This window comes from Telmatocola sphagniphila (assembly GCF_018398935.1).
GTDB classification, from domain to species: domain Bacteria; phylum Planctomycetota; class Planctomycetia; order Gemmatales; family Gemmataceae; genus Telmatocola; species Telmatocola sphagniphila.
On sequence record NZ_CP074694.1, the window covers coordinates 6,544,990 to 6,565,626 of the forward strand.

The 20,637-nt window shown below is 55.6% G+C and carries 20 protein-coding genes; 1 reads left to right on the forward strand and 19 read right to left on the reverse strand.

What is annotated here, in order from left to right; translation table 11 throughout:
- Genes KIH39_RS26230 through KIH39_RS26245 form a run of 4 tightly spaced genes read right to left on the reverse strand, consistent with a single transcriptional unit; the run spans window position 1 to window position 6,301 of the window.
- The gene (locus KIH39_RS26230; protein WP_246539437.1) at window positions 1-327 is read right to left on the reverse strand and encodes a rhodanese-like domain-containing protein; all 327 of its coding nucleotides are present in this window, start codon (window positions 325-327) and stop codon (window positions 1-3) included.
- A 9-nt stretch (window positions 328-336) separates the two neighbouring features.
- Window positions 337-780, reverse strand: a complete 444-nt coding sequence (gene ybeY / locus KIH39_RS26235) for an rRNA maturation RNase YbeY (RefSeq protein ID WP_213497101.1) — start codon at window positions 778-780, stop codon at window positions 337-339.
- Window positions 781-826: 46 nt separating this feature from the next.
- Entirely contained in the window at window positions 827-1,285 is a 459-nt protein-coding gene (locus tag KIH39_RS26240) for an SET domain-containing protein (protein WP_213497103.1), read from the reverse strand.
- Between the two features lie 9 nt (window positions 1,286-1,294).
- Window positions 1,295-6,301 carry a hypothetical protein gene (locus KIH39_RS26245; RefSeq protein WP_213497105.1) on the reverse strand — a complete coding sequence of 1,669 codons (5,007 nt, stop codon included), beginning with the start codon at window positions 6,299-6,301 and terminating at the stop codon, window positions 1,295-1,297.
- Window positions 6,302-6,523: 222 nt separating this feature from the next.
- Here KIH39_RS26245 and pfp point away from each other — a divergent pair, with 222 nt between their 5' ends.
- The gene (pfp, locus tag KIH39_RS26250; protein ID WP_213497107.1) at window positions 6,524-7,849 is read left to right on the forward strand and encodes a diphosphate--fructose-6-phosphate 1-phosphotransferase; all 1,326 of its coding nucleotides are present in this window, start codon (window positions 6,524-6,526) and stop codon (window positions 7,847-7,849) included.
- Window positions 7,850-7,911: 62 nt separating this feature from the next.
- Here pfp and KIH39_RS26255 read toward each other — a convergent pair whose 3' ends face one another.
- The 15 genes from KIH39_RS26255 to KIH39_RS26325 form a co-directional block, all read right to left on the reverse strand.
- Window positions 7,912-8,511, reverse strand: a complete 600-nt coding sequence (locus tag KIH39_RS26255; RefSeq protein ID WP_213497109.1) for a hypothetical protein — start codon at window positions 8,509-8,511, stop codon at window positions 7,912-7,914.
- 171 nt (window positions 8,512-8,682) lie between these two features.
- Window positions 8,683-8,940, reverse strand: coding sequence for an ATP synthase F1 subunit epsilon (gene atpC, locus KIH39_RS26260; protein WP_213497111.1), 258 nt, complete (start codon window positions 8,938-8,940; stop codon window positions 8,683-8,685).
- Window positions 8,941-9,086: 146 nt separating this feature from the next.
- Window positions 9,087-10,538: a F0F1 ATP synthase subunit beta gene (gene atpD, locus KIH39_RS26265; RefSeq protein WP_213497113.1), complete on the reverse strand. Its 1,452-nt coding sequence runs from the start codon at window positions 10,536-10,538 to the stop codon at window positions 9,087-9,089.
- Window positions 10,539-10,593: 55 nt separating this feature from the next.
- Window positions 10,594-11,067 (reverse strand): DUF1569 domain-containing protein, encoded by a 474-nt coding sequence (locus KIH39_RS26270; RefSeq protein ID WP_213497115.1) that lies wholly within the window; start codon window positions 11,065-11,067, stop codon window positions 10,594-10,596.
- A 37-nt stretch (window positions 11,068-11,104) separates the two neighbouring features.
- Window positions 11,105-11,986 carry an ATP synthase F1 subunit gamma gene (gene atpG / locus KIH39_RS26275; protein WP_213497117.1) on the reverse strand — a complete coding sequence of 294 codons (882 nt, stop codon included), beginning with the start codon at window positions 11,984-11,986 and terminating at the stop codon, window positions 11,105-11,107.
- 66 nt (window positions 11,987-12,052) lie between these two features.
- Window positions 12,053-13,708, reverse strand: a complete 1,656-nt coding sequence (atpA, locus tag KIH39_RS26280; protein WP_213497119.1) for a F0F1 ATP synthase subunit alpha — start codon at window positions 13,706-13,708, stop codon at window positions 12,053-12,055.
- The gene (atpH, locus tag KIH39_RS26285; RefSeq protein WP_213497121.1) at window positions 13,665-14,303 is read right to left on the reverse strand and encodes an ATP synthase F1 subunit delta; all 639 of its coding nucleotides are present in this window, start codon (window positions 14,301-14,303) and stop codon (window positions 13,665-13,667) included. Before atpH ends, atpA begins: the two co-directional genes overlap by 44 nt.
- A 70-nt stretch (window positions 14,304-14,373) precedes the next feature.
- The gene (locus tag KIH39_RS26290; protein WP_213497123.1) at window positions 14,374-15,048 is read right to left on the reverse strand and encodes a F0F1 ATP synthase subunit B family protein; all 675 of its coding nucleotides are present in this window, start codon (window positions 15,046-15,048) and stop codon (window positions 14,374-14,376) included.
- Window positions 15,049-15,089: 41 nt separating this feature from the next.
- The gene (gene atpE, locus KIH39_RS26295) at window positions 15,090-15,332 is read right to left on the reverse strand and encodes an ATP synthase F0 subunit C (protein ID WP_390623724.1); all 243 of its coding nucleotides are present in this window, start codon (window positions 15,330-15,332) and stop codon (window positions 15,090-15,092) included.
- A 152-nt stretch (window positions 15,333-15,484) separates the two neighbouring features.
- Entirely contained in the window at window positions 15,485-16,375 is an 891-nt protein-coding gene (gene atpB / locus KIH39_RS26300; protein ID WP_213497126.1) for a F0F1 ATP synthase subunit A, read from the reverse strand.
- A gap of 21 nt (window positions 16,376-16,396) precedes the next feature.
- Window positions 16,397-16,783 (reverse strand): hypothetical protein, encoded by a 387-nt coding sequence (locus KIH39_RS26305; RefSeq protein WP_213497128.1) that lies wholly within the window; start codon window positions 16,781-16,783, stop codon window positions 16,397-16,399.
- Window positions 16,780-16,935, reverse strand: a complete 156-nt coding sequence (locus KIH39_RS26310) for a hypothetical protein (RefSeq protein WP_213497129.1) — start codon at window positions 16,933-16,935, stop codon at window positions 16,780-16,782. Before KIH39_RS26310 ends, KIH39_RS26305 begins: the two co-directional genes overlap by 4 nt.
- 176 nt (window positions 16,936-17,111) lie before the next feature.
- Window positions 17,112-19,058 (reverse strand): biosynthetic arginine decarboxylase, encoded by a 1,947-nt coding sequence (gene speA, locus KIH39_RS26315; protein WP_213497131.1) that lies wholly within the window; start codon window positions 19,056-19,058, stop codon window positions 17,112-17,114.
- A 175-nt stretch (window positions 19,059-19,233) separates the two neighbouring features.
- Window positions 19,234-19,749: a hypothetical protein gene (locus KIH39_RS26320; RefSeq protein WP_213497133.1), complete on the reverse strand. Its 516-nt coding sequence runs from the start codon at window positions 19,747-19,749 to the stop codon at window positions 19,234-19,236.
- A complete protein-coding gene (locus tag KIH39_RS26325; protein WP_213497135.1) occupies window positions 19,746-20,633 on the reverse strand; it encodes a DUF58 domain-containing protein in 888 nt (295 codons plus the stop codon). The genes KIH39_RS26320 and KIH39_RS26325 overlap by 4 nt, the downstream gene beginning before the upstream one ends.
- Window positions 20,634-20,637 lie beyond the last annotated feature (4 nt).

Consider the following 20,637-nt stretch of genomic DNA (forward strand, 5'->3'; position numbering starts at 1 on the left):
TTAATATAGCGGCACCTTGGGGTCGATCTGCTTGCTCCAGGCGTCGATCCCACCCGACAGCGAGGCCACATTCTGAAAGCCGGCCTGTTGAATCAATGTCGCCCCGGTTAAGCTGCGAATGCCGTGATGGCAGTAAACTACGATCTTCGCCCCTTCCGGCGGATCGATCTCGCCCATATGCTCAATCAATTCGTTCAGCGGAATCAGAACACTGTTGGCGATCCGACAGTGTTCGTTTTCCCACGGTTGCCGCACATCGACCAGATAGAGATTCTCGCCGTTGGCAATCAGGTCGGCCAACTCTCGCGGTTTGATTTGCGCTATCATTTCACTTTCCTATTCGTCTGCGATGGCGGGAAGACCCAGGGCCGCTAGATACTGGCGTTCCATCTTTCGCATTAACTTGGAGTCTTTGGGTTTGCGGTCGTCGTAGCCGCACAGATGCAGGCAGCCGTGAATGACGTAGAGGCAAAGCTCTTCATCGGTGCTATGGCCGCGGTCGATGGCCTGCTCAATGGCCACCTCCACACCGATGACCAGTTCTCCCTCCAGCTTTTTTGCTCCGGAGCCGCTCCAGGGAAAAGTAATCACATCGGTGGGCTCATCGTGATTGAGAAACTGCTTGTTGATGCGATGGATGGTCGTATTATCCACGAAGGCGAGGCTGATTTTGCCTTCCTTGAAACCTTCCCCTTCGACGACGGCCCGGGCACATTCCCGCAACCGTTGGTAGGGGAGGGGGTGGATCTCCTGGGGCGATGCGACCGTAACGGAAATCATCCTGGCTAAGACTCCGGAAGAAGAACGAAACCCTTGTTCTAGAAACTTACAAATGGCGGATGTATTCTAAAGTCCAATTTCGCAGCCGTTCCCGATGCAGCGGTTCCAGTTCTCCCCAGGATCGCACCACTTTCCGACAGTTGGCTTCTCCGCAAGCACAATCGAGAGTCCAGCCTGGTTCCGACAGAGACGTCGAGTAATCCCAGACGATTTCTTCGCCGGCATCAATATTTCGCAAGGCAAAGAGCTCCGGCTTTCCGGTCAGAAAACCGGTGTTGGGATTGCAGGAGTGATTGGCGCAATCGTCGAGGCGGTTCCCGTCGGAGCACAACCAGAGATCGGGACCGATCTGCATGGCCAGCATATCGTCGGTGAGTTGATCGCCGCGCAGAATCTCGCCCCGCATGGGCAGCACGAGCTGATTTTTGACGATGGGATCGAGCGTGAAGACGCCGCGACCTTTGTGCGAAGTCCGTCGAATTTCCAGTCGGGGAGGCGCTGTCATGAAGTCGTTTTATTTTCTCTCGGAAATGGTTTCAAAGTAGTAGCGAATTTTGTTGGCGTAATCTTCCCCGTAGTGCGCTCGCATATCCTGAAGTATCTTTGCCTGTACCTCCCCGGGCAAATCGCCCCAGGCTTTCCCCGAATGCTTGGCCGCCTCGGGGCTGATGTTTTTTAGCTCGGAGAGTCCGCGCGGTACAACGGGGGCACCACCCGCCGGCGGTCCCTGGCGATTCTCAGTCACACTCGAAGGGGTCTGCTGCGGTTGTTGTACGCGCATCTGGCGGGCGGCGTTCTGAAGAGAATCGGCCGCTTGCTTCATGGAGGATTCCGCTTTTGCCGGAGTCTTTTGGACGAGTTCCTGGTGGGCGTTTTCCATCTGTTTGCGAGCATCATTGAGGGACTGACCGGCCTGAGCCATTGACTCGGCGTGCGGATCAATCTTGGCCTGATGCTGTTTGACAGCGGTCTCCAGATTCTGCAAAGCCTCCTGCATGGCCTTAAGGGCCGTTTCGGGTTGATCCTCCCGATTGAGCTTCTGGGCCTGAGTCATCGATTTCGCGGCCTGCTGAGTGGCCTCTTGGGAACTTTGAGCCGATTTCTGAATTTCGGGTTGCTCGGCCGTGCGTTGAGTGAGATCCTGGAATTTCTTCTGCAATTCATTGGAACGCTGGCGAAGCTCTTCGAGCCGGTCCGCTTGCTGAGCCGGGCCGGCTTTGCTGTCGAGTTTCTCCAAGGCGGCGATGATCTCCTGTTCTTTCTGTGCCAGCTTTTTCGCCTCGGGTTCCTCCAGCAGCTTTTCAAACTGGGTTTTCGCGTTTCGCGCCTGCTCTTTGGCCGGGGTTATCCGGCCGTTCGACAATTCTTTCGCAGTGTCTTGGGCGGCCTGCTTGGCCTGCTTCGCCTGATCGACAATATCCGGATTCGGCATCGGAGCTTTTCCCAGTCCGTTCGCCAGAGTTTCCGCCTGTTCGCCGATGGCTTTCTGCTTGGCGATGATTTCCTTAAGGGGGTTTTTATCGCCCTCCGGGTTGGTGTTTTTCATTGCCTCCTTACGGCGAAGCGTATCGTCGCTGAGCTGTTTCTGTTCCTGGGCCAGTTTGCGGGCTTCCTCCGCCTGGGCTTTCTGCGGGAGCGCCCCGGAGTTTTCCGCTTTGGATTCCGGCTTCGGTTCGGAGGCCGTCGTCGGGTGCAATTTGTCGGCGAATTTTTTGGCAGCCTCGGCGGCTTCCTTTCGGGCTTTGGCCAGATCATTCGGATTTTGGCTCAGGGCCTCTTGCAGTTTTTCGAGGGTTTTCTGCTTTTCCGCCGCCGCTTCGTCGCCTCCGGGAATCTGCCGGAGTTCGTCGATGGCCGATTGTAATTGCTTTTTCTGTTCGCTCATCGCCTGTGGGGAAAGTTTGCGGGCCGAGGGTTTTTCCAGGGATTCCGCATCCAGCAACTGCGTTTTACTCAGACGTTTCGCCTGGAGGGCGGCCTCCTCGGGATTGGCCATGCGCTCGGCCAGACGCTGCAAATGCTCTTCGGTCTCGAGCGAGGACTTTCGAGCTTCTTCGACTTTGGCCTCATTCAAATTCTGTTCCGTCTTACGGCTTAGAGTCAGGGCATCTTCCTTGCCGCGCGGCTCTTCGCCGATGTTTTGAGCCTGCAGTTTGCGAATGATATCGGACTGTTCCTTCCCGAGCCGCGCCCAGTCTTCTTTCTCCGTGCGCGGCTTTTTGCTGAGCAGGTCGATTTTCTCACTCAGATCTTTTTGCTGTTTTGCTAGCTCGGCCACCTGCTGTTCAGGAGTTTTCATGCCTGCCGAAGCCTGATCGAGCCGATCGAGTTCACGGCGTAATGTTTGTTGCGAACCGGCGATGTCCTGCACCCGGCCCGCTTTCAGATCCTCCCAGGCTCGCTTGGCCGCTTCCTTGGCTTTTTGAATGCGATCGCCGTTTTCAGGAAGATCCAGTTTGTTGAGGGCTTCCTGCAACTTCTCCAGTTTCCGCGCCTGCTCGACTAACTTCCCCGAAGCTTCCCGATTCAATTTTTCCGAATGCGGCTGCTTCTCCAGCGGTCGGAGAGCCAGATCGGTTTGACGGCTGAGAGTTTCCAATTCGTTTCGCATCGTGGTCAGGTTCTTGCGGGCTTGGGCGATGCGATCACCCAGGCTGGGAAGTTTCTCGGCCAGGCGGCGCAGGGCATCGCTGGCTTTCTGCAGAGAATCATCTACTTCGGAGCGTTTGGCTTTTTTCTGCAATCGATCGACGGCTTCCTGTGCCTTTTCGCTCGCCTGCTTTCGTTCTTGCAGCGGTGAGGCGGCATCACTCGGAAGCTTCAAAGCGGCAATGGCCTCGTTGATCGATTTCTGTTCCAGCAACAAAGCGTTTTGCTTGTCCGCAGGAAGTTCGTCGAAATTCTTCTTCTGCGTCTCCTCGGCCAAACGCTTTCGGAAGAAATCCTGCGCCTCGGCCAGCTGCCGGGCCGCCTCGCGGGGATCGCGCACTTTATCAGCGGCCTCGGCTAGCTTCTGGGCGAATTTTTCGATTTCCAGCGCGGAGCGGACCTGGTTATCGAAAGCATCACTAGGTCGGCCTTCCATCAGGTCCGATTCGGCTTTGCGCGCACTGGTCGAGGACAGCGGGGCAAGGCGGTTGGATCGCACGGTCGTTTCCGTGCGGCGGACGAAATCGTCAATCCGACTCGCGAGGCTGCTCTGACGTTGCGCCAGATCGCTGAGTTTGCCCCCCCGTTCTTCCTTCAAGGCTTCCTGTTGAGCGCCCAACAGTGATTTCAAGTTCTCGGCCAGAGCCTGTAACTGCGTCATCAAACTATTCACTTCACTGTTGTCGCCGGCTTTCAGGGCGTTGCGAAGATCTTCATTATCGGCCACCAGACGCTGCAATTTTTCCTGGATTTCGCGCTGCCGGGCATCGAGCTCGGTGAGCTTGGCCGGATCGCTGGTCTTGGCCTGCTCGGACAGTTGTCGTTCTTCCTGCCCCAGCCGATCCACTTTTTGTCGGGTGCGTTGCTCGGCGGCCAGTTTATCATTCAGCTTGCGGAGTTTTTCCAGCTTCTGAATCGCCTGGGCGATGCTCTCCATACCGGCATCGAATTTTTCGCGTCGAGGCTCGCCCGGAGTTTTCTGAGCTTCGGCCAAAGAAGCCTCGGCATTGTTGAGAGATTCCGAACTCACTTCCCGCAACCCTTGTTTCAGCGCGGCCAGATCGGGAATGACTTCGATCTCTTGGGCGAGGGTGTCGAGTGCGGATCGATTATCGCCGGTCTTTTCGCGAATCTCGCGGAGTTTTTCGCTTTGCTCGCGATTCAAACTGCGTTGCCGGGAACTGTCGTTGCGTAGCCTTTGCGTCCCCTGGAAAGAGTTCTCTAGATCGCGAACCACCGACTGAATTTTTTCATCCAAGGACTTTCGTCGCGTTTCGATTTCCTGTTCATCCAGGGGATCGGCGGAATTGGAGATGCGCAACTCGGCCCAACGTTCACCGGGAGGATAGACTGAACGCTGCGGGCCGAGTTTTTCTTCGGGAAGGTCCCGATTGTCGAAAGCGATCAACCGGTACTCGATGGTGTCGCCGTCTTTCACCTTGCCGCGCAGATCGAGTCGATATTGGGCTTCCCCCTGGGCGGGGTTCAACAGTTTCAACGGAATTTCCTGCTGAATGCTGTCTTTCTGATTGATGCGATATTCCAGAAAGGCTTTACCCAGCCCGAAATCGTCCAAGAGCGCGAAACCGATGCCGATGACTTCATCCGGTCGAACCGTGCGCGTCTGGTCGGTGAATCCAGACGCCTGGGTAAACTTGGGCGGCAGATCCACCTTGACTCGCAGGGGCTGTGCCGGCCAATCGAACATCACATGATATTCGGCCTCGACGTGCAGACGGTAACTGCCCGGTTGCAGGGCACGACTCTGCAAAACCACGGAGCTGTTCTGGATATCGAGTGGCGTGATTTTCGCGGGATTCGTCGCCGAGCGACTCTGATCTTCCGGAGTCCATTCCAATGTGGCGGCGATGGGAGCTCGATTGAACTGAATGTGGTGCTCGATGGTGCTGTATTGGATTGCCTGTAAGTCCCCCAGACCAGAGACCTTTGGAGTGGGTTCTCCCGTTTTTCGAGTGTAGGCGGGCGGCGAAATCTCCGTGAGCCCGCCGATGATCTCCAGCGGTTCCACAACATGCACCCGGTACCATTCGCTTTTCACCGGGCCACTTTCAATGCGATACTCGAAATCGAAGTTTGCCCGATCCCAGTTGGCGAAGAAGACGTTTTCTTTTTCAATCGTCACCGCTTGCGTATCGATTTGTCCGTCCGGCAACCGCACAACGAGCTGGGCGTTCTGGGGAAAGCTCGGCTTGGATTTCGTCGGTTCGAAATATCCGGAAAGAACCAGGTTGGCCCCGCGGGGTACGCCGGTCTCCCCTGAAGTAATAACGATGCGGAAGCCGGCATCGAGAGCCGGGTCGCGCCAGGGGAGAGCAAATCGTTTGATCAGGCCGGCGGAATTTTCGATGAAATAAAGGGGTGTCAGCATCAGCGCGAGAGCCACTAGACTGAACCCGGCGAAGGTCCAGTAGCCGCGCAAAGGAACCGTGGTGGTGAAATCGAGCGATTTGGTTCGATGATCGGCATCGCCAAGCAGCTGATTCATCCAGGAAGAGGAGCCGTTGGCGCTTTCGGGATGCTCGGCCAGTTCCACCGCCGTCAGTAGGCGTTCGCCCAGGCGGGGATATTGCTTTTCGACCAGGGCCGCCAAACCGAGTTGGTCCAGCGGAGCCCGCAGCGGATTTCGCAGCCACATTTTCCAGAGACCCGCGCCGATAGCCAGCCAGCTGAAAAACAGCGTGACCCGCAGCCAGCGGGACAGATCCAGCTGGGCATCGAGCAGGATTATGCAAACTGCGAGAATAGCCAGGATCAGGCTGACTCGACAGACGCCCTGGATCCGCTGACCCTGACGGGTACGGCGTGCCAGTTCGTCCAGTTTCAGTCGCAAACTAGCCGGCAACGAATTCATGCCGATCCTTGAGCTTTCGAGGAGGGAATACTACCTTTATTCTACTTCCCCGCGGGGGATTACCGCAAGAACGTAAACGGCGGATCGAACGTTTGAACACCCGTTTCTCATAATTTGTGCTCCGGTCGTCCCGGAAGTAGGCCGCGCACTTGAAAAACCCCAGTCAATCCGTAATTCTTCGATGAAACAATACGCATATTACAACGCAGGAAACAGTATCAAATGTCTAAAGGCAAACTGGGAATTGTCGTAGGTGGTGGGCCGGCTCCGGGCATTAACGGGGTCATCAGTTCGGTAACCATCGAAGCCATCAATCACGGCATGGAAGTGATCGGCTTTCAAAACGGCTTTCGGCATCTGGTCGAAGGATCCGACACGCACTGGCGAAAACTGACGACCGACGATGTCGCGCCGTACTATACTCGCGGCGGCTCGATTCTGGGAACTGCCCGCGTCAACCCGGCGAAAAAAGAAGAAGACATGGCCCGCGTGCTGAAAGTCTTCGAAAAGCTCGGACTGACCGCCTTCGTGACCATCGGTGGCGACGACACAGCCTATTCGGGCAGCCAGGTGGCCAAGCGGGTGGGGCCGGGTGCACCTCGAGCCAAGCCCTCGGACCATTTCATTCGCGTTTGCCACGTACCCAAAACCATCGATAACGATCTGCCGTTGCCCGAAGGCACGCCGACCTTCGGTTTCGAAACGGCCCGGCACCTGGGCGTGTTGACCACTCGGGCTCTCCATGCGGATGCTCGCACCACCGGTCGCTGGTACATCATCGTCAGCATGGGTCGGGCGGCGGGCCACCTGGCGCTCGGGATCGGCAAAGCTTCCGCCTCGACCATCAGCATCATTCCCGAAGAATTCCGCGACAAACCGGTGACGCTGGAATCGCTCTCGGACATCATCATCGGTTCCATCCTCAAGCGGAAGCTGGTCGGTAAGGATTACGGCGTCGTGGTGCTGGCCGAAGGTTTGATCGAATCGATCGGCGATGCTGGCCTTCTGAAAGCGCTGGGGGAAGAAGCTCTGAGCCACTACGGCCACCTGGAGCGCGACCCGCACGGTCACCTGCGGCTAGGCGAAATCGACTTCGGCCGCATTGTGAAGGATTATCTGAAGAAGAAACTGCTGGAATTGGGCCAGAAGGTCGACTTCATCACCAAGGATCTGGGCTACGAATTGCGTTCGGCCGATCCGATACCGTTCGATGCGGAATATACCCGCGATCTGGGTTACGGAGCGGTCAAGTTCCTGACGAGCGAAGCTGCTTCTCAGTACGGTGCGGTCATCAGCTTCATCGACGGTCGCATGGTTCCGCTGCCTTTCGAGCAGATGATCGACCCCAAGACGCAACGGATGAAAAATCGCCGCGTAAACGTCGATTCCGAATCTTACCACTGTGCTCGCCGGTACATGATTCGACTGGAGAAGAGCGATTTCGATGATGCCGCCAAACTGAAGCAGTTGGCCGATGTTGTGAAGATGACGCCGGAAGCATTCCGCGCTCGATTCGAAAACTCGATCAACGAAGTTCCCTACGCTTAGAGAATGAAAAAGGGCCGCGACCCCCTCGGTTGGATCGCAGCCCGCATCGACAGGTCTCACTTTCAGTTCGTCTTGGCCCCGGCTTCTTTTTTCTTGATGTAAGCCAGGGCTTCTTTCAATTGTCCGATAGCTTTATTCAGATCCTGAATAGCCTTTTCCTTGTGTCCACCGAAATCGTGGCCGGCGCCTCTCAAATAGCTCTCGGCGGCCTGGAGTTCCGGAATCGCAGCAGCGATCTGAGCATCGGAAAGAGGCTGTGGTTCGGTCATTTTCCCTTTATTGCCGCCGCCGGAATTGGAATTGTTGGCCGGTTTGGCCGCAGGTTTGGTTTTGGTGGCGGAGTTCGATGAGGAAGCCGGTTTCTTTCCTTGCTGATGGGCAGCATGGTTGGCCGCCCGCAATTCGTGTTCGGCCTCGGAGATGTCGTGAATGGCCTTGGCCCGGTGCCCGCCGTAATCGTGGTCGGCTTTTTCCAAGCTGACTTTGATCTGCTGCAGGCTGTGAATGGCCCCGGTTAAAGGCGAACCATTGGATTTGACCGCTTTGGAAACACCCGTCACGCTGCCCACCGGTCCGGTGGCCATGGCCGGGCTGCTGAACCCGAATAAGAGAAAGCCCGCTGCGGAGAATGCCGCCAATCGATTGGTAAGATTGATACGCATTATTAACCCCTCTATGCTTCGATATGATTTTCAAACCTAATTAAACGAACCATAGTCCACGGAGAAAGTTGCGGTGGTAAATACTGAAATTTGAAAGATTTCGGGAATTGAGGTGTAGGCCGAGAATTCGCGGGCGAGATAAAAGAGGATTTGTTGGGCGAGCGAAAATTTTCAATCCATTTTCACGCGAGGCGTGAGCACGTTGACCACATTCGAGCGGATCTGAGCGAAACCGCCATCGACAATCAGCTTTTTGACGACGCCGTTGTGGGTCAGTCGAACTTCCCCTTTGCCGAGTTTGCCAATCATCGGGGCGTGGTCGAACAGTACGCCGAGTTCACCATTTTCCATCGGGAGAACGATAAACTCCGCGGTGGCTTCCAGAACCTTCTTCTCTGGGGTCACGATTTCGCAGTGGAGTTCTTTCATGATATTCTTTCGATTAGTAGCGGTCAGCCATGAGCATTCAGCGGTCAGCTTTCAGCTAAAAAAACCGTTTTCGCTATTAGTAAATTCGGCCATCGTCTGAAGTACCCAGCCTAATCAACATTCGCTGAAAGCTGAAAGCTGACTACTTATTTCGCTGCCGCCATCTTCTTAGCCTGGGCATCCGCTTCCTCGATGACACCGACATACATGAAGGCCGATTCCGGCAGGTGATCCCATTTGCCGTCGCACAGTTCTTCAAAGCTGCGAATCGTATCAGCCAGGCTGGTCACGCTACCGGGTTTGCCGGTAAATGGCTCGGCCACGATGAACGGCTGGCTTAAGAAGCGTTCGATTCGGCGAGCGCGGTTCACGACCTTCTTGTCGTCTTCGCTCAATTCGTCGACGCCGAGGATAGCGATGATGTCCTGCAGTTCCTTGTTGCGCTGCAAAATCGTCTGAACGCGGCGTGCCACGGCAAAGTGTCGTTCGCCAATGTACTGCGGGTCGAGCAGACGGCTATTGGAAGCCAGCGGATCCACGGCCGGGTAAATCCCCTTTTCTGAGATCGATCGTTCCAGGTAGATAAAGGCATCCAAGTGCTGGAAGGTATTCGCGGGAGCCGGGTCAGTCGGGTCGTCGGCGGGCACGTACACGGCTTGGACCGAGGTAATAGCTCCCTTGCTCGTCGAGGTAATGCGTTCCTGCAACTCACCCATTTCGGTGGCCAAAGTCGGTTGATAACCCACGGCGGAAGGCATACGGCCCAATAGAGCCGACACTTCCGAACCGGCCTGCGAGAAGCGGAAGACGTTGTCGACGAACAGCAGGGTCTCGGCCCCGGTCGAATCTCGGAACCATTCGGCCATCGTCAGAGCGCTCAATGCGACTCGCAGACGGGCTCCCGGGGGTTCGTTCATCTGACCAAAGACCATGGCCGTGCTATCGATAACCGATTTGGCGTCGGCGCCGGCTCCGGCTTTGGTTTCCTGCATTTCAAGCCAGAGGTCATTCCCTTCACGGGTTCGCTCGCCCACGCCGGCAAACACCGAATAGCCCTTGTACACCTTCGCAATACGAGCGATGAGTTCCTGAAGAATAACGGTCTTGCCCAGACCGGCCCCGCCGAACAGACCGGCTTTACCTCCGCGAGGCAGCGGGGTCAGAAGGTCGATAACCTTGATACCGGTTTCCAGCAGTTCGGACTTGGGAGACAGTTCGTTGAATTTCGGTGGTTTGCGGTGAATCGAACGCTTTTCGTCGGTTTTCACTTCGCCCCGACCATCGATCGGTTCGCCGAGCAGGTTGAAAACGCGACCGAGCGTTCCCAAGCCCACGGGAACCTGTACTGAGGCCCCCGTGTCGACGACATCCATACCCCGCATCAAACCATCGGTGCTGCCCAGAGCCACCGCTCGCACCCGGCTGCCGCCCAGATGTTGCTGTACTTCGCCCACCAGCTTGATTTTGATACCCTTATTGTCGCCGTCGACTTTGACAGCGTTGTAAATATCGGGAAGGTGGCCATCGGGAAACTCGATATCGAACGTCGAGCCGATGATCTGAATGATTTTTCCGAGTTTTGCGGCAGTCGCAATCATAGTAGCTCCAGGGCGATCTTGCTGTCTGTTATCGCGGGCGTCCCCCGCGGAATCATCAACTCTTCGGTATCAAAAAACTTAAGTGGTGCCCCATATGCACCAGTTGAATCTTCCTGGCTTCCTCCCGGGTCATCGCACCCAGCAGCGGGGAAGCCTGATATTCGCCGGTGTAGGCTTCGAATTGCTGAATTTTCTGCTTCAGCATCTCGGCGGCTTTCACCTCGTCCATTCCCGGGGCTGGCACAGTTTCCGGCATCGTCTGAATGCCCGATTTCATATGCCCGGTGGTCAGCCACTGTTCTCTCATCTGACGACCCATGGTCATCTTGATGGTGGCAAGCATCGTTCGAACCAGGAAGTTCCCGCGCGGGTAACCTTCCACCGGATACCCGGCCCAGACTGCCAGATGCCCGCAGCACTGAGCCAGATCCCACTTACCGACCTTGGTATAACCCTTCAGTAAGTTATCCACATCGGCCCGCACTTCATCGAAGGAATCGAACTTCAGGGACCGGCGTTCTAAAGTCATATCCTGTTCCGTTCAAGCAGCTCTGACCGAACGACTGTTACTTCAGGGCTTCCGATCCGGCGATCAACTCGCTGATTTCCTTGGTAATGTTCGCCTGGCGGGCCCGGTTGTACTGCCGGCTGATTTCTTTGATCAGATCGGCGGCGTTTTCCGTCGCGGCTTTCATGGCCACCCGGCGGGCAATCTGTTCGCTCACGGCCGCATCCAGGAAGCATTTGAAAAGACGCTGCTTAAAGGCCACCGGAACTATCGATTCCAGAATTTCGGCGGCGTTGGGTAGGAAATCGTATTCGACAGACCCGCCTGCCGAAGCAGTTGCAGCCGATTTCGAATCGCCTAGGGAAGACAGCGGCAACAGAGTTTCGACCACCGGCACCTGACGCGAGGCGGTGACGAATTTCATGTAGGCCACTTCCAGACGGTCGATCTGGCCGCTGGTGTACATCTGTATGTAGCGGTTGGCCAATTCTTCCACCTGATCGAAGGAAGGCTTGTCTTCGAATTGAGTATAGGTCTGGAGGGCAGCGATGCCCTGGTAGCGGAAGAAAGCGATCGCACGCTTGCCGGACAACTCGGTATCCTGTCCAATACCGGCTTCCTTATTCTTTCGCAGAACGGCCTGAGCTTCCCGGAGAATCGAGCCGTTGTAGCCGCCGCACAGTCCGCGGTTGGCACAAACGACTAGCAGCAGGGTTTTCTTGGCCGGACGGACGGACAAGAGCGGATGGGAGGTGTCGCCCGCGTTCTTGGTGAGGTCGGCGGCCAACGCGGCGATTTTACGCGTGTAGGCCTCCGCTTCCGCGGCACGGTCCATCGCTTTCTTGAAGCGTGCAGTCGCAATCAGTTCCATCGTCCGCGTAATTTTGCGGATGTTGCGAACCGCTTTGCGTCGGTTAACCAGGTCACGAAGTTTGGCCATAGTTTGTCTCTACCGGCGGGGCAGGTGTGCAGAAACTCTCGTTTCCACGCACCCGCGGACCGATTGTTACCCCTTGAACTGCGGGCTGAAGGTATCGATGGCTTTCTGCAGTTGCGGCTCGAGATCGGCCGTGATCTTCTTTTCCTTTTCGATGCCTTTGCGAACTTCCGGCATCTGTTCGGCCATGAACTTGATGAACTGTTCTTCCCAGGCCCGGACGCTCTTCACCGGCACCTTGTCGAGGTAACCGCGAGTACCGGCGTACAGCACCATGACCTGATCGATCACGTTCAGAGGTTTGAACTGCGGCTGCTTCAGCAGTTCGATCATGCGATAGCCACGATCCAGCTGTCGCTGGGTTGCCGGGTCGAGTTCCGTACCGAGTTGAGCGAATGCTTCCAGTTCGCGGAACTGAGCGAGCGTCAGCTTCAAACCACCGGCCACCTGCTTCATCGCACCGATCTGAGCGTTGCCCCCCACGCGGCTCACCGAAATACCGACGTCGACAGCGGGCCGAACACCCGCGTAGAACAGCGATGGCTGCAGGTAGATCTGACCATCGGTGATGGAAATCACGTTGGTCGGAATGTAGGCCGAAACTTCGCCTTCGAGCGTTTCGATGATCGGCAGAGCGGTCAGCGAGCCCCCGGAAGTTGGAATCTTAGCGAGCTTGTTGCCCTTTTCGTGGGCCAATTTCTCAGCGTGTTCTTTGTCGAGCGGGCCGACGTAAACCTTGCCGTCGATCCCACTCTTTTCGTTCGCCTGGGCCGCATCGAAGTCCTTGGCAACGATGACCCATTTTTCCGCCATCTTGGCCGAGCGTTCGAGCAAACGGCTATGGCAGTAGAACACGTCCCCGGGGTAAGCTTCGCGACCGGGAGGACGGCGAACCAGCAGCGACAGCTGGCGATAAGCGGCGGCTTGCTTCGAAAGGTCATCGTAAACGCACAGGGTGTCTTTGCCCTGGTACATGAAGTACTCGGCCATCGCGGTACCAGCATACGGTGCGATGTACTGCATGGGGGCCGGATCGGCCGAGGTCGAAACGACCACAATGGTGTAATCGAGGGCGCCGGTGCGTCGCAGGTCTTCGACGATTTGCGAAACTTTCGCCTGCATCTGTCCGCAGGCGACGTAAACGCAGATGACGTTTTCCGATTTCTGATTGATGATGGTGTCGATGGCGATGGCCGTCTTGCCGGTCTTGCGGTCGCCGATGATCAGTTCGCGCTGGCCGCGACCGACCGGGGTCATGGCATCAATCGCCTTGATGCCGGTCTGAAGCGGTTGCTTCACCGGTTGTCGGTCGGCGATCCCGGGGGCCGGAGTTTCGATCGGTCGGGATTCCGAGGTGATGATCGGACCCTTGCCGTCGAGGGGATTCCCGAGTGGATCGACGACGCGGCCGATCATAGCGGGACCGACGGGAACTCGGAGCAGTTTACCCGTCGTTCGGCATTCGTCTCCTTCGGTGATCTCCAGGTAGTTACCCAGAATGATCACACCGACGGAGCTTTCTTCGAGGTTGAAAGCGAGGCCGGTCACTCCCGCCTTGGGGAACTCGACCATCTCCCCGGCCATGACGCCCGTCAGGCCGTAGACGCGAGCGATACCATCGCCCACTTCGAGTACCTTGCCGACTTCGCGGGAGTCAATTGCCGAACGGTAATTTTCGATTTCAGCTTGTAGAACTGAAACGATCTCGTCCGATCTGAATTTCATAACTGCTTCTCGATAGAAGTTGATTGCTTAAGGTTTTAATGCGGGTGAGGACAGAATTGTCGTACACCTCGTCGCCGACCTGCACCACGATGCCGCCCAGAAGGCTCGGATCGACTTTAACATCGAGAACCGGAGTCATCTTGAAGGAATCCTGCAGGGTGTTTTGCAGCGTTTGTTTCTGTTGTTCGCTCATCTGGAAAGCGGACTTCACCAGCACGCGAATGCGGTGCGCCCGTTCGTCTCGCAATTCGCGGTAGCTCAGCGAGACATCGGCCAGAATTTCCAGGCGGTCCTTGGCATTCAGCAACTGGATGAAATCGTACAGCAGGGGATCCACGTTACCTTCGAACGCCTTCTTGACGAAGGGAGTTCTCTGGGATCGTTCGATGCCCTTGGTGGAGATCAGTTTCCGGACATCGGGATTCGTCTGCAGCAGTTCCAGTAACTTTTCCAGTTCCGATTCGAGAGTATCCACTTTGCCGGCTTTTTCCGCCGAATTCATCAGGGCTTCGGCATAGACGTGGGCCAGTCGACGAGCGACAGAACCCTCGGTGCTCTCATGCGAATTCTGAATATCTTTTGCCTGATCAGCCATGAGTAGTACTCTCACCAGATTTCCGATACCGAGCGGAACGGAGTTCCGCACTGCTTTCAGAAAGCTGGGACTATCCCGCCTTGTTTAAGGAACTCTTCAGTTCCGACAAAGATTCGTCGACCAATTTCCGATGATCGTCTTCGGTCAGTTGCTTCTTGACGGTCTTGGTGGAGATCAGGGTGGCCAGCTGAACCGCCTTGCCCCAGATTTCCGTCAGAGCCTGGTCTTTGGCACTCTCGATTTCCCGACGCAGCCGATCTCGCTCGGTTGCGATCTCCGCAGTCGCATCGGCCTTCAACTTTTCGCGAAGTGCCTCGGCGTCGCGACGAGCTTCATCGATCATCGCTTTGACTTCCTCAGCGCCCTTATGGCGGGAAGCTTCCAGTTCCGCACGCAGTTTCTGAGTCTCCGCAAGAGACTTTTCCGCTTCTTCCTTGGCGCTGAGGATCAGCGCTTCGCGTTTGTCGAGCCCTTCCACGATCGGTTTCCAGGCGAACTTGGAAAGGATGAAGAAGACCAGACCGAAAACGATGAGCGTGTAAATACCGAGGTCGGAACGAGTCAGACCCAGTTGACCCAAAGCGTCTGGCTTTTTTTCATGCTCTTTAAGGGGAGCATTGCCATCCAACTGAGTGGGAGCGGCTTTGCCGTTCGGTGCGGGAGCCTTGTGGTCCTGCGAAAAGGCAGGAGTCCCGCAAAGCAGGCAGATCACCAGAGCTAATGCCGCGTACATTTTCTTTAACATGGGGTTCCTCCGGTTGCGGGGATTAGCGATATCCCGAAGGATTAATTGCCACCCATGATCTTGGCACCGATCAGCAGACAGAGAACCAGGCTGAGAATCCCGGCCCCTTCGACGAGACCGGCGAGAATGAACATCGCGCCTTGAATCTTGCCGGCCTGTTCGGGCTGACGGGCAATACCGGACAGAGCAGCGAAACCGATCAGACCCAGACCGACGCCAATGCCCAGAACGCTGAAGCCCATGCCGATCCCGGCCCCGATCCCCTGGTAGTTCTCGGCAGCCATCGACGGCGCGGCGAAGAACATAACGGCGAACAGAGCCAGCAAAATCCGAGAAGTAACTGCCATGAGAACTCCAAATTTACAAGTAAGAGTTTTTCGTAATTCAATAACCCAGTCAACAAATCGCGGGACGATTCCCGCGTTCCGTGCAAATATTAGTGCTGTGGATGCATTGCCAAACCGATGAAGGTCGCCGTCAAGAACGTAAACAGATAGGCCTGCAGGCATGCCACAAACAATTCCAACAGACTCAAAGCCACACTCAGGAAAACGCTAATTCCAGTCACCGGCCAGAACAGGAAGTTCGCCACATCGCTTTCGTGAGAGGCCGCCCCGATCAACTGGATGAAGAACAGGATCATGAACAGAACCAGGTGACCGGCCATCATGTTCGCAAAAAGTCGGATGGCGAGCACCGAGCCGCGAACCAGAGCCCCAAAAATTTCCAGGCCGAAAAGGCCCCAGCCGAGAAACCAGCCGAACAACTTCATGGCTGGCCCGCCTTCGATATCCACGTGCGGTCGGAAGGTCATCAAATAACCGTAGGGACCGTGGTTGGCTCGCATGCCACTGAAGTGGATGACTAGAAAGCTAATCAAAGCCAGGGCCGCACAGACGGCGATATTACCAGTTACGCTCGGAATGAACGGGAACATCCCGAGCAGATTCATCATCAGAATGAACAGGAAGATGGTCCACAAAAACGGCAGGAATCGCTTGTAGTCGTGTTCGCCTATCGCCGGGATGGCGACCTGATCGCGAACGAACAGAAGGATCGTTTCGAGGAAGTTCCACATCCGACCGCGAGGAACGGCACCCGTATGAATTTTCCTGGCGACGGGTACGAACAGAGCGATCAGGATCACGGCGGCCAGCGTCATCACCAGCATAAACTTGGGATGTTCGAACAGTCCCAATTTCAGTTCGCCGATGTCGATGCCGAAATTATCGAATATGTGAAAGTGCGAGCTATCGGAAATATGACCGATCGGATCCGGATTGTGGGCGCCGTGTTCTACGGGTACGGGTTCAGAGTTGAAGAGCATATTTACGAGTCCGATTCCGTTTTATGCAGTTCCGAGTTTCCGAGTTTCTTTGAGTCCCAGCACCGTTTCCGCGATCAACGACAGAACATACAGGGAAATTCCCCAGGCCGCGAAGCCCGCACCATGTTCCCGAACTTCCGGAAACCAGTAGAAGGCCAGTATGCCGCCGCCCAGTGCCGCTCCCATTCGGAGCAGCGTTCCCACCAGCATTAATACGAGAGTCAGTTCCGGGCCATCCTGCCGGTACCAGACTATCAAACCCAAGGATATGATTGCGGGAATCAAAACTATGATCGTTGCAATCGTCGGTACTTGCCAGGGATAGTTCCACATCCCCGTTAAACAAGCCGTGGAGGCCAGGAGTCCCGGCAGTCCACCAATCAACGCCAGCCAGGCGATCGATCTCATTTTTCTTTCGCTTGCTGGACCAGATACATCATGCAGCCAATGAATCCCAGAGCCAAGCCGCCTAACACACCCCAAGGGCTCCAACCAAAGGCATAATCCAGGAAAACACCGACCAGGATTGGACCGGTTAGTGTACCGCTAGCCGTCGACAATTTCCCCAGTAGCCTCCCTGGGGAGTCCTCTGGTGGCTGTTTCTGATCCATCTTCGTTCAGAATAATTAGGAGTGACCGGGAACATTGGCAAGCACAAACTGCATCTTCTTAGATATGGCGCGCTTTTCTCATATCTGGGAAGGTTCAGGAGTTCCGATGGAATCGATTGCTCCCATTACGTCGTGGCGTCTTCCAGGTAGGTGTAGCCTTCCATCCCACTCTCGTAAAATCGCATGAATTGTCGCGATTCCTTGACGGAAATCTTCCCCTGCTTCAGCGCCCTTTCCACATCTTTTCGCATCCGCTCGATCAATTTTTCGGCCGAGTACTGCACGTAATGCAGCACTTCGCGAACCGTGTCGCCCTTGATGACTTCGTCGATGTTGACCTCGCCATTTTCCTCCAGGTAGACGTGCACGGCATTGGTATCGCCAAGCAAATTGTGCAAATCGCCGAGGATTTCCTGATAAGCGCCAATCAGAAACGCCCCGAGATAATAGGGCTCGCCATCGGTCAGGGGATGCAAAGGCAGCGTGCCGGAGACATCGCGAAGATCGATGAACTGATCGATCTTACCGTCCGAATCGCAGGTGATATCTCCAAGCACCGCCCGGCGGCTCGGTGCTTCATTCAGACGATGGATCGGCATGACCGGGAATAGCTGCTTGATCGCCCAGCTATCGGGCATCGATTGGAATACGCTGAAATTGCAGAAGTAGGTATCGGAAAGCTGCACATCCAAACCTTGCAGATCTTCCGGGACGTGGTCCAGTTCCTTCACCAGTTTTTGCAGTTTCTTGCCGACGGCCCAGAAAAGCCGTTCCGCCATGGCCCGGAGTTCGATGCTCAGGTAGCCGAGTTGAAAGAGATTGAGTGTCTCCTCCATCGCCTGCTGAGCGTCGTGATAGCTTTCCAGAAAGTTCTTTTTGTTGATATCGCTGTAGATGCCATAGAGATCCTTGATCGGCTGCGGGGCATCGTCGGGAATTTCGCTGGGGGCCGTGCAGCGATCGAAGTTGGATGTACCCAGCACATCGAAGATCAGCACGCTATGGTAAGCCACCATTGCCCGGCCCGATTCGGAAATGATCGTCGGGTGAGGGATGCCGCTCTCATCGCAGACGCTCTTGATGCGGAACACCACATCGTTGGCGTATTCTTGCAGAGTGTAATTGACGCTCGATTCAAAATCGGTCTGCGAGCCATCGTAGTCGACCCCCAAGCCGCCGCCGACGTCCATGAATTTTAAACCGGCGCCGCAGCGATAGAGTTCAACGTAGACGCGCGCCGCTTCGTTCAGAGCGTCTTTCACCTTGCGAATGTTGGTGATCTGACTCCCCAGATGGAAGTGGGTCATCTGAAGGCAATCGGCCATGTCCCGTTCTTTGAGATAATCGAGCGCTTCCAGAACTTCGGTGATGGTGAGACCGAATTTGCTGCGATAACCCGCCGAAGATTTCCAGCGGCCACTGCCCCGGCTGGCGAGCTTGACGCGTACGCCAATGACCGGCCGAACGTCCAGTTCCTGAGCGTGCCGTACAATCGATTCCAGCTCGGTGAATTTTTCGACGACCGGGATGATGTTCTTGCCAAGCTTGCGGGCCAGGATCACCATCTTGATGAATTCATCGTCCTTGAAGCCATTACAAATGATCGGCGTGTCCGAACCATTGGTAATCGCCAGCACGGCCAGCAATTCCGGCTTGGAACCGGCCTCCAGACCGAACTGGTAGGGTTTGCCGAAGTCGAGGATTTCTTCGACCACCTGTCGCTGCTGATTCACCTTGATGGGATAAACGCAGCAGTAGTCGCCCGAGTAGTCGTACTCCTTGATGGCGTTGGAAAAGGCCTTGGCCAGTTCCGCCACGCGATGTCGGAGAATATCGGTGAAGCGAAGCAGAATAGGAGTTTGAATATCGCGATCGATCAACTGATCGACAAGTTGCTTCAAATCGATCGATTCATCGGTTCTTTTATTGGGATGCACGGTCACATGACCGGCTTTGTTGATTCCGAAGTAGCCTTTGCCCCAGCCTCGGACGGCATATGTATCGAGCGAATCGGCATTTTTCCACTGACGTATAGTTTCCGGGTCGTCGTGACGCTCCAGCGCTTTGGCCATCAAAGGCACCCTCTTAAATTTGCAACGAAATCATTAATCGAATCAATTATAGTACTGCCTTCAGACAGACAAGAAAGTGAAATCAGGATGAGGGCGCGGATTTTTCTTCCCGAACAGCGGGAATGGATAGTTTGCGAAAATCATCCGGCGGGCCGTACGATTCGAAAATGCTCGCTTACAACTTCGCGTTCTGGTGCGCGGTCAGCTCTTCGAAGGCCGAACTCGCCTGCAACCAATCCTCGCGAGTTAAATTTTGAATTGCACTCGGAGAATAACGGACGGCCTCCCCGGGTAACAGAATTGGTTTCAAGTTCATTTCGGGATGTAGGGAGCTTAGCCGTTCCAGTATTTCCGAAGCGCTCAGGGTCGCGCTGGGGATTGCAAATTGCTCGCTCAAGTATACTCGGCAGAGTCTATCGAGTTCCAGCCAATCTGAAATTTGCGGATCGGTCACTTGCAGGATTCGCCGTTTACGGCTTTCAAAATCTTCCCGGGCGGACTGGCGGGATCGGAGTTGGATCTTTCTCCAGCGGGCGCGCACTAGAAAAACGGTAATCAAGATTACTACCAGTCCCAGAGCCAAAAAACGCAGAATTTCCCAATCGGATAACCCGCTTTCCGCCCTCTCAACGGTCGATACCCGTTCGATCCCGGTGACCGGCCGCAGGCTTTCAATGCCCTGGTAGATCATGAGCGAACTCCGGGGTGGGCCGCCCGCCGTTCGAAGAAGCGGATCAAGGCTTCGAGATGGCCGCCGACAGTGGAGACCTCCAGCGAATCGATTCTAGCAGCTGCCAGTGTCCGTTCGAATTCCCGTCGGCGTTTTTGCACCTGTTCCTGAAAATTTTGCGGAAAGGATTTCTGATTCGTGTCAATGAGACGGATCTGCCCCGTTTCGGCATCCCGAAGCCGGATTAACCCACTCCGAGGTACTTCTATCTCCGCCGGATCAGTGACCTTCAGAGCGAAAGTTTCGTGACGGCGGGCCATCTGACGGAGTGAATTTTCATAGTCTTCCGCCAGAAAATCACTCATCAGAAATACGACGGCCTTACGCAGCTTCAGCTTGTTCACGAAGTCCAATGCAGCCGTCAGATTGGTTCGTGGGTCGCTCGGCTCGGTCAAGAGGATATCGCTGAGTAAGCGGGGGATATTCATGCGGGCTTTGCCCGGTGGCAGATACCGCTCCACCTTGCCGGCGAACAAGAGTAGCCCCACTCGATCCCGATTTTCGACCGCGCTCAATGCCAATAACGCGGCCATTTCCGCCAGAATTTGCTGCTTGGTGTTGATCTCGGTGGAAAAATTCAGGCTGCCGGAGATGTCGATCATCAACAGGATGGTGCGTTGCCGTTCTTCGGAAAAGGTTTTGATGAACGGGGCATTCAGGCGAGCAGTGACGTTCCAATCGATCGAGCGAATGTCATCGCCCGGCTGATACTCGCGGACTTCCTCGAAAGTCAGCCCGCTGCCTTTGAAAAGAGTGTGATAGTTACCTAAAAGAGAGGCCTGCATCTTTCGACGAACTCGCAGGTGCAGTCGTCGAATCAATAGATGCAGGTCCGCGGGAAGCATCCGA

What these genes read in the sequence shown, in the direction of transcription:
- KIH39_RS26230 (WP_246539437.1), bottom strand. Translation starts at nt 327, where the DNA reads ATGATAGCGCAAATCAAACCGCGAGAGTTGGCCGACCTGATTGCCAAC.
- ybeY (WP_213497101.1), bottom strand. Translation starts at nt 780, where the DNA reads ATGATTTCCGTTACGGTCGCATCGCCCCAGGAGATCCACCCCCTCCCC.
- KIH39_RS26240 (WP_213497103.1), bottom strand. Translation starts at nt 1,285, where the DNA reads ATGACAGCGCCTCCCCGACTGGAAATTCGACGGACTTCGCACAAAGGT.
- KIH39_RS26245 (WP_213497105.1), bottom strand. Translation starts at nt 6,301, where the DNA reads ATGAATTCGTTGCCGGCTAGTTTGCGACTGAAACTGGACGAACTGGCA.
- pfp (WP_213497107.1), top strand. Translation starts at nt 6,524, where the DNA reads ATGTCTAAAGGCAAACTGGGAATTGTCGTAGGTGGTGGGCCGGCTCCG.
- KIH39_RS26255 (WP_213497109.1), bottom strand. Translation starts at nt 8,511, where the DNA reads ATGCGTATCAATCTTACCAATCGATTGGCGGCATTCTCCGCAGCGGGC.
- atpC (WP_213497111.1), bottom strand. Translation starts at nt 8,940, where the DNA reads ATGAAAGAACTCCACTGCGAAATCGTGACCCCAGAGAAGAAGGTTCTG.
- atpD (WP_213497113.1), bottom strand. Translation starts at nt 10,538, where the DNA reads ATGATTGCGACTGCCGCAAAACTCGGAAAAATCATTCAGATCATCGGC.
- KIH39_RS26270 (WP_213497115.1), bottom strand. Translation starts at nt 11,067, where the DNA reads ATGACTTTAGAACGCCGGTCCCTGAAGTTCGATTCCTTCGATGAAGTG.
- atpG (WP_213497117.1), bottom strand. Translation starts at nt 11,986, where the DNA reads ATGGCCAAACTTCGTGACCTGGTTAACCGACGCAAAGCGGTTCGCAAC.
- atpA (WP_213497119.1), bottom strand. Translation starts at nt 13,708, where the DNA reads ATGAAATTCAGATCGGACGAGATCGTTTCAGTTCTACAAGCTGAAATC.
- atpH (WP_213497121.1), bottom strand. Translation starts at nt 14,303, where the DNA reads ATGGCTGATCAGGCAAAAGATATTCAGAATTCGCATGAGAGCACCGAG.
- KIH39_RS26290 (WP_213497123.1), bottom strand. Translation starts at nt 15,048, where the DNA reads ATGTTAAAGAAAATGTACGCGGCATTAGCTCTGGTGATCTGCCTGCTT.
- atpE (WP_390623724.1), bottom strand. Translation starts at nt 15,332, where the DNA reads ATGGCTGCCGAGAACTACCAGGGGATCGGGGCCGGGATCGGCATGGGC.
- atpB (WP_213497126.1), bottom strand. Translation starts at nt 16,375, where the DNA reads ATGCTCTTCAACTCTGAACCCGTACCCGTAGAACACGGCGCCCACAAT.
- KIH39_RS26305 (WP_213497128.1), bottom strand. Translation starts at nt 16,783, where the DNA reads ATGAGATCGATCGCCTGGCTGGCGTTGATTGGTGGACTGCCGGGACTC.
- speA (WP_213497131.1), bottom strand. Translation starts at nt 19,058, where the DNA reads ATGGCCAAAGCGCTGGAGCGTCACGACGACCCGGAAACTATACGTCAG.
- KIH39_RS26320 (WP_213497133.1), bottom strand. Translation starts at nt 19,749, where the DNA reads ATGATCTACCAGGGCATTGAAAGCCTGCGGCCGGTCACCGGGATCGAA.
- KIH39_RS26325 (WP_213497135.1), bottom strand. Translation starts at nt 20,633, where the DNA reads ATGCTTCCCGCGGACCTGCATCTATTGATTCGACGACTGCACCTGCGA.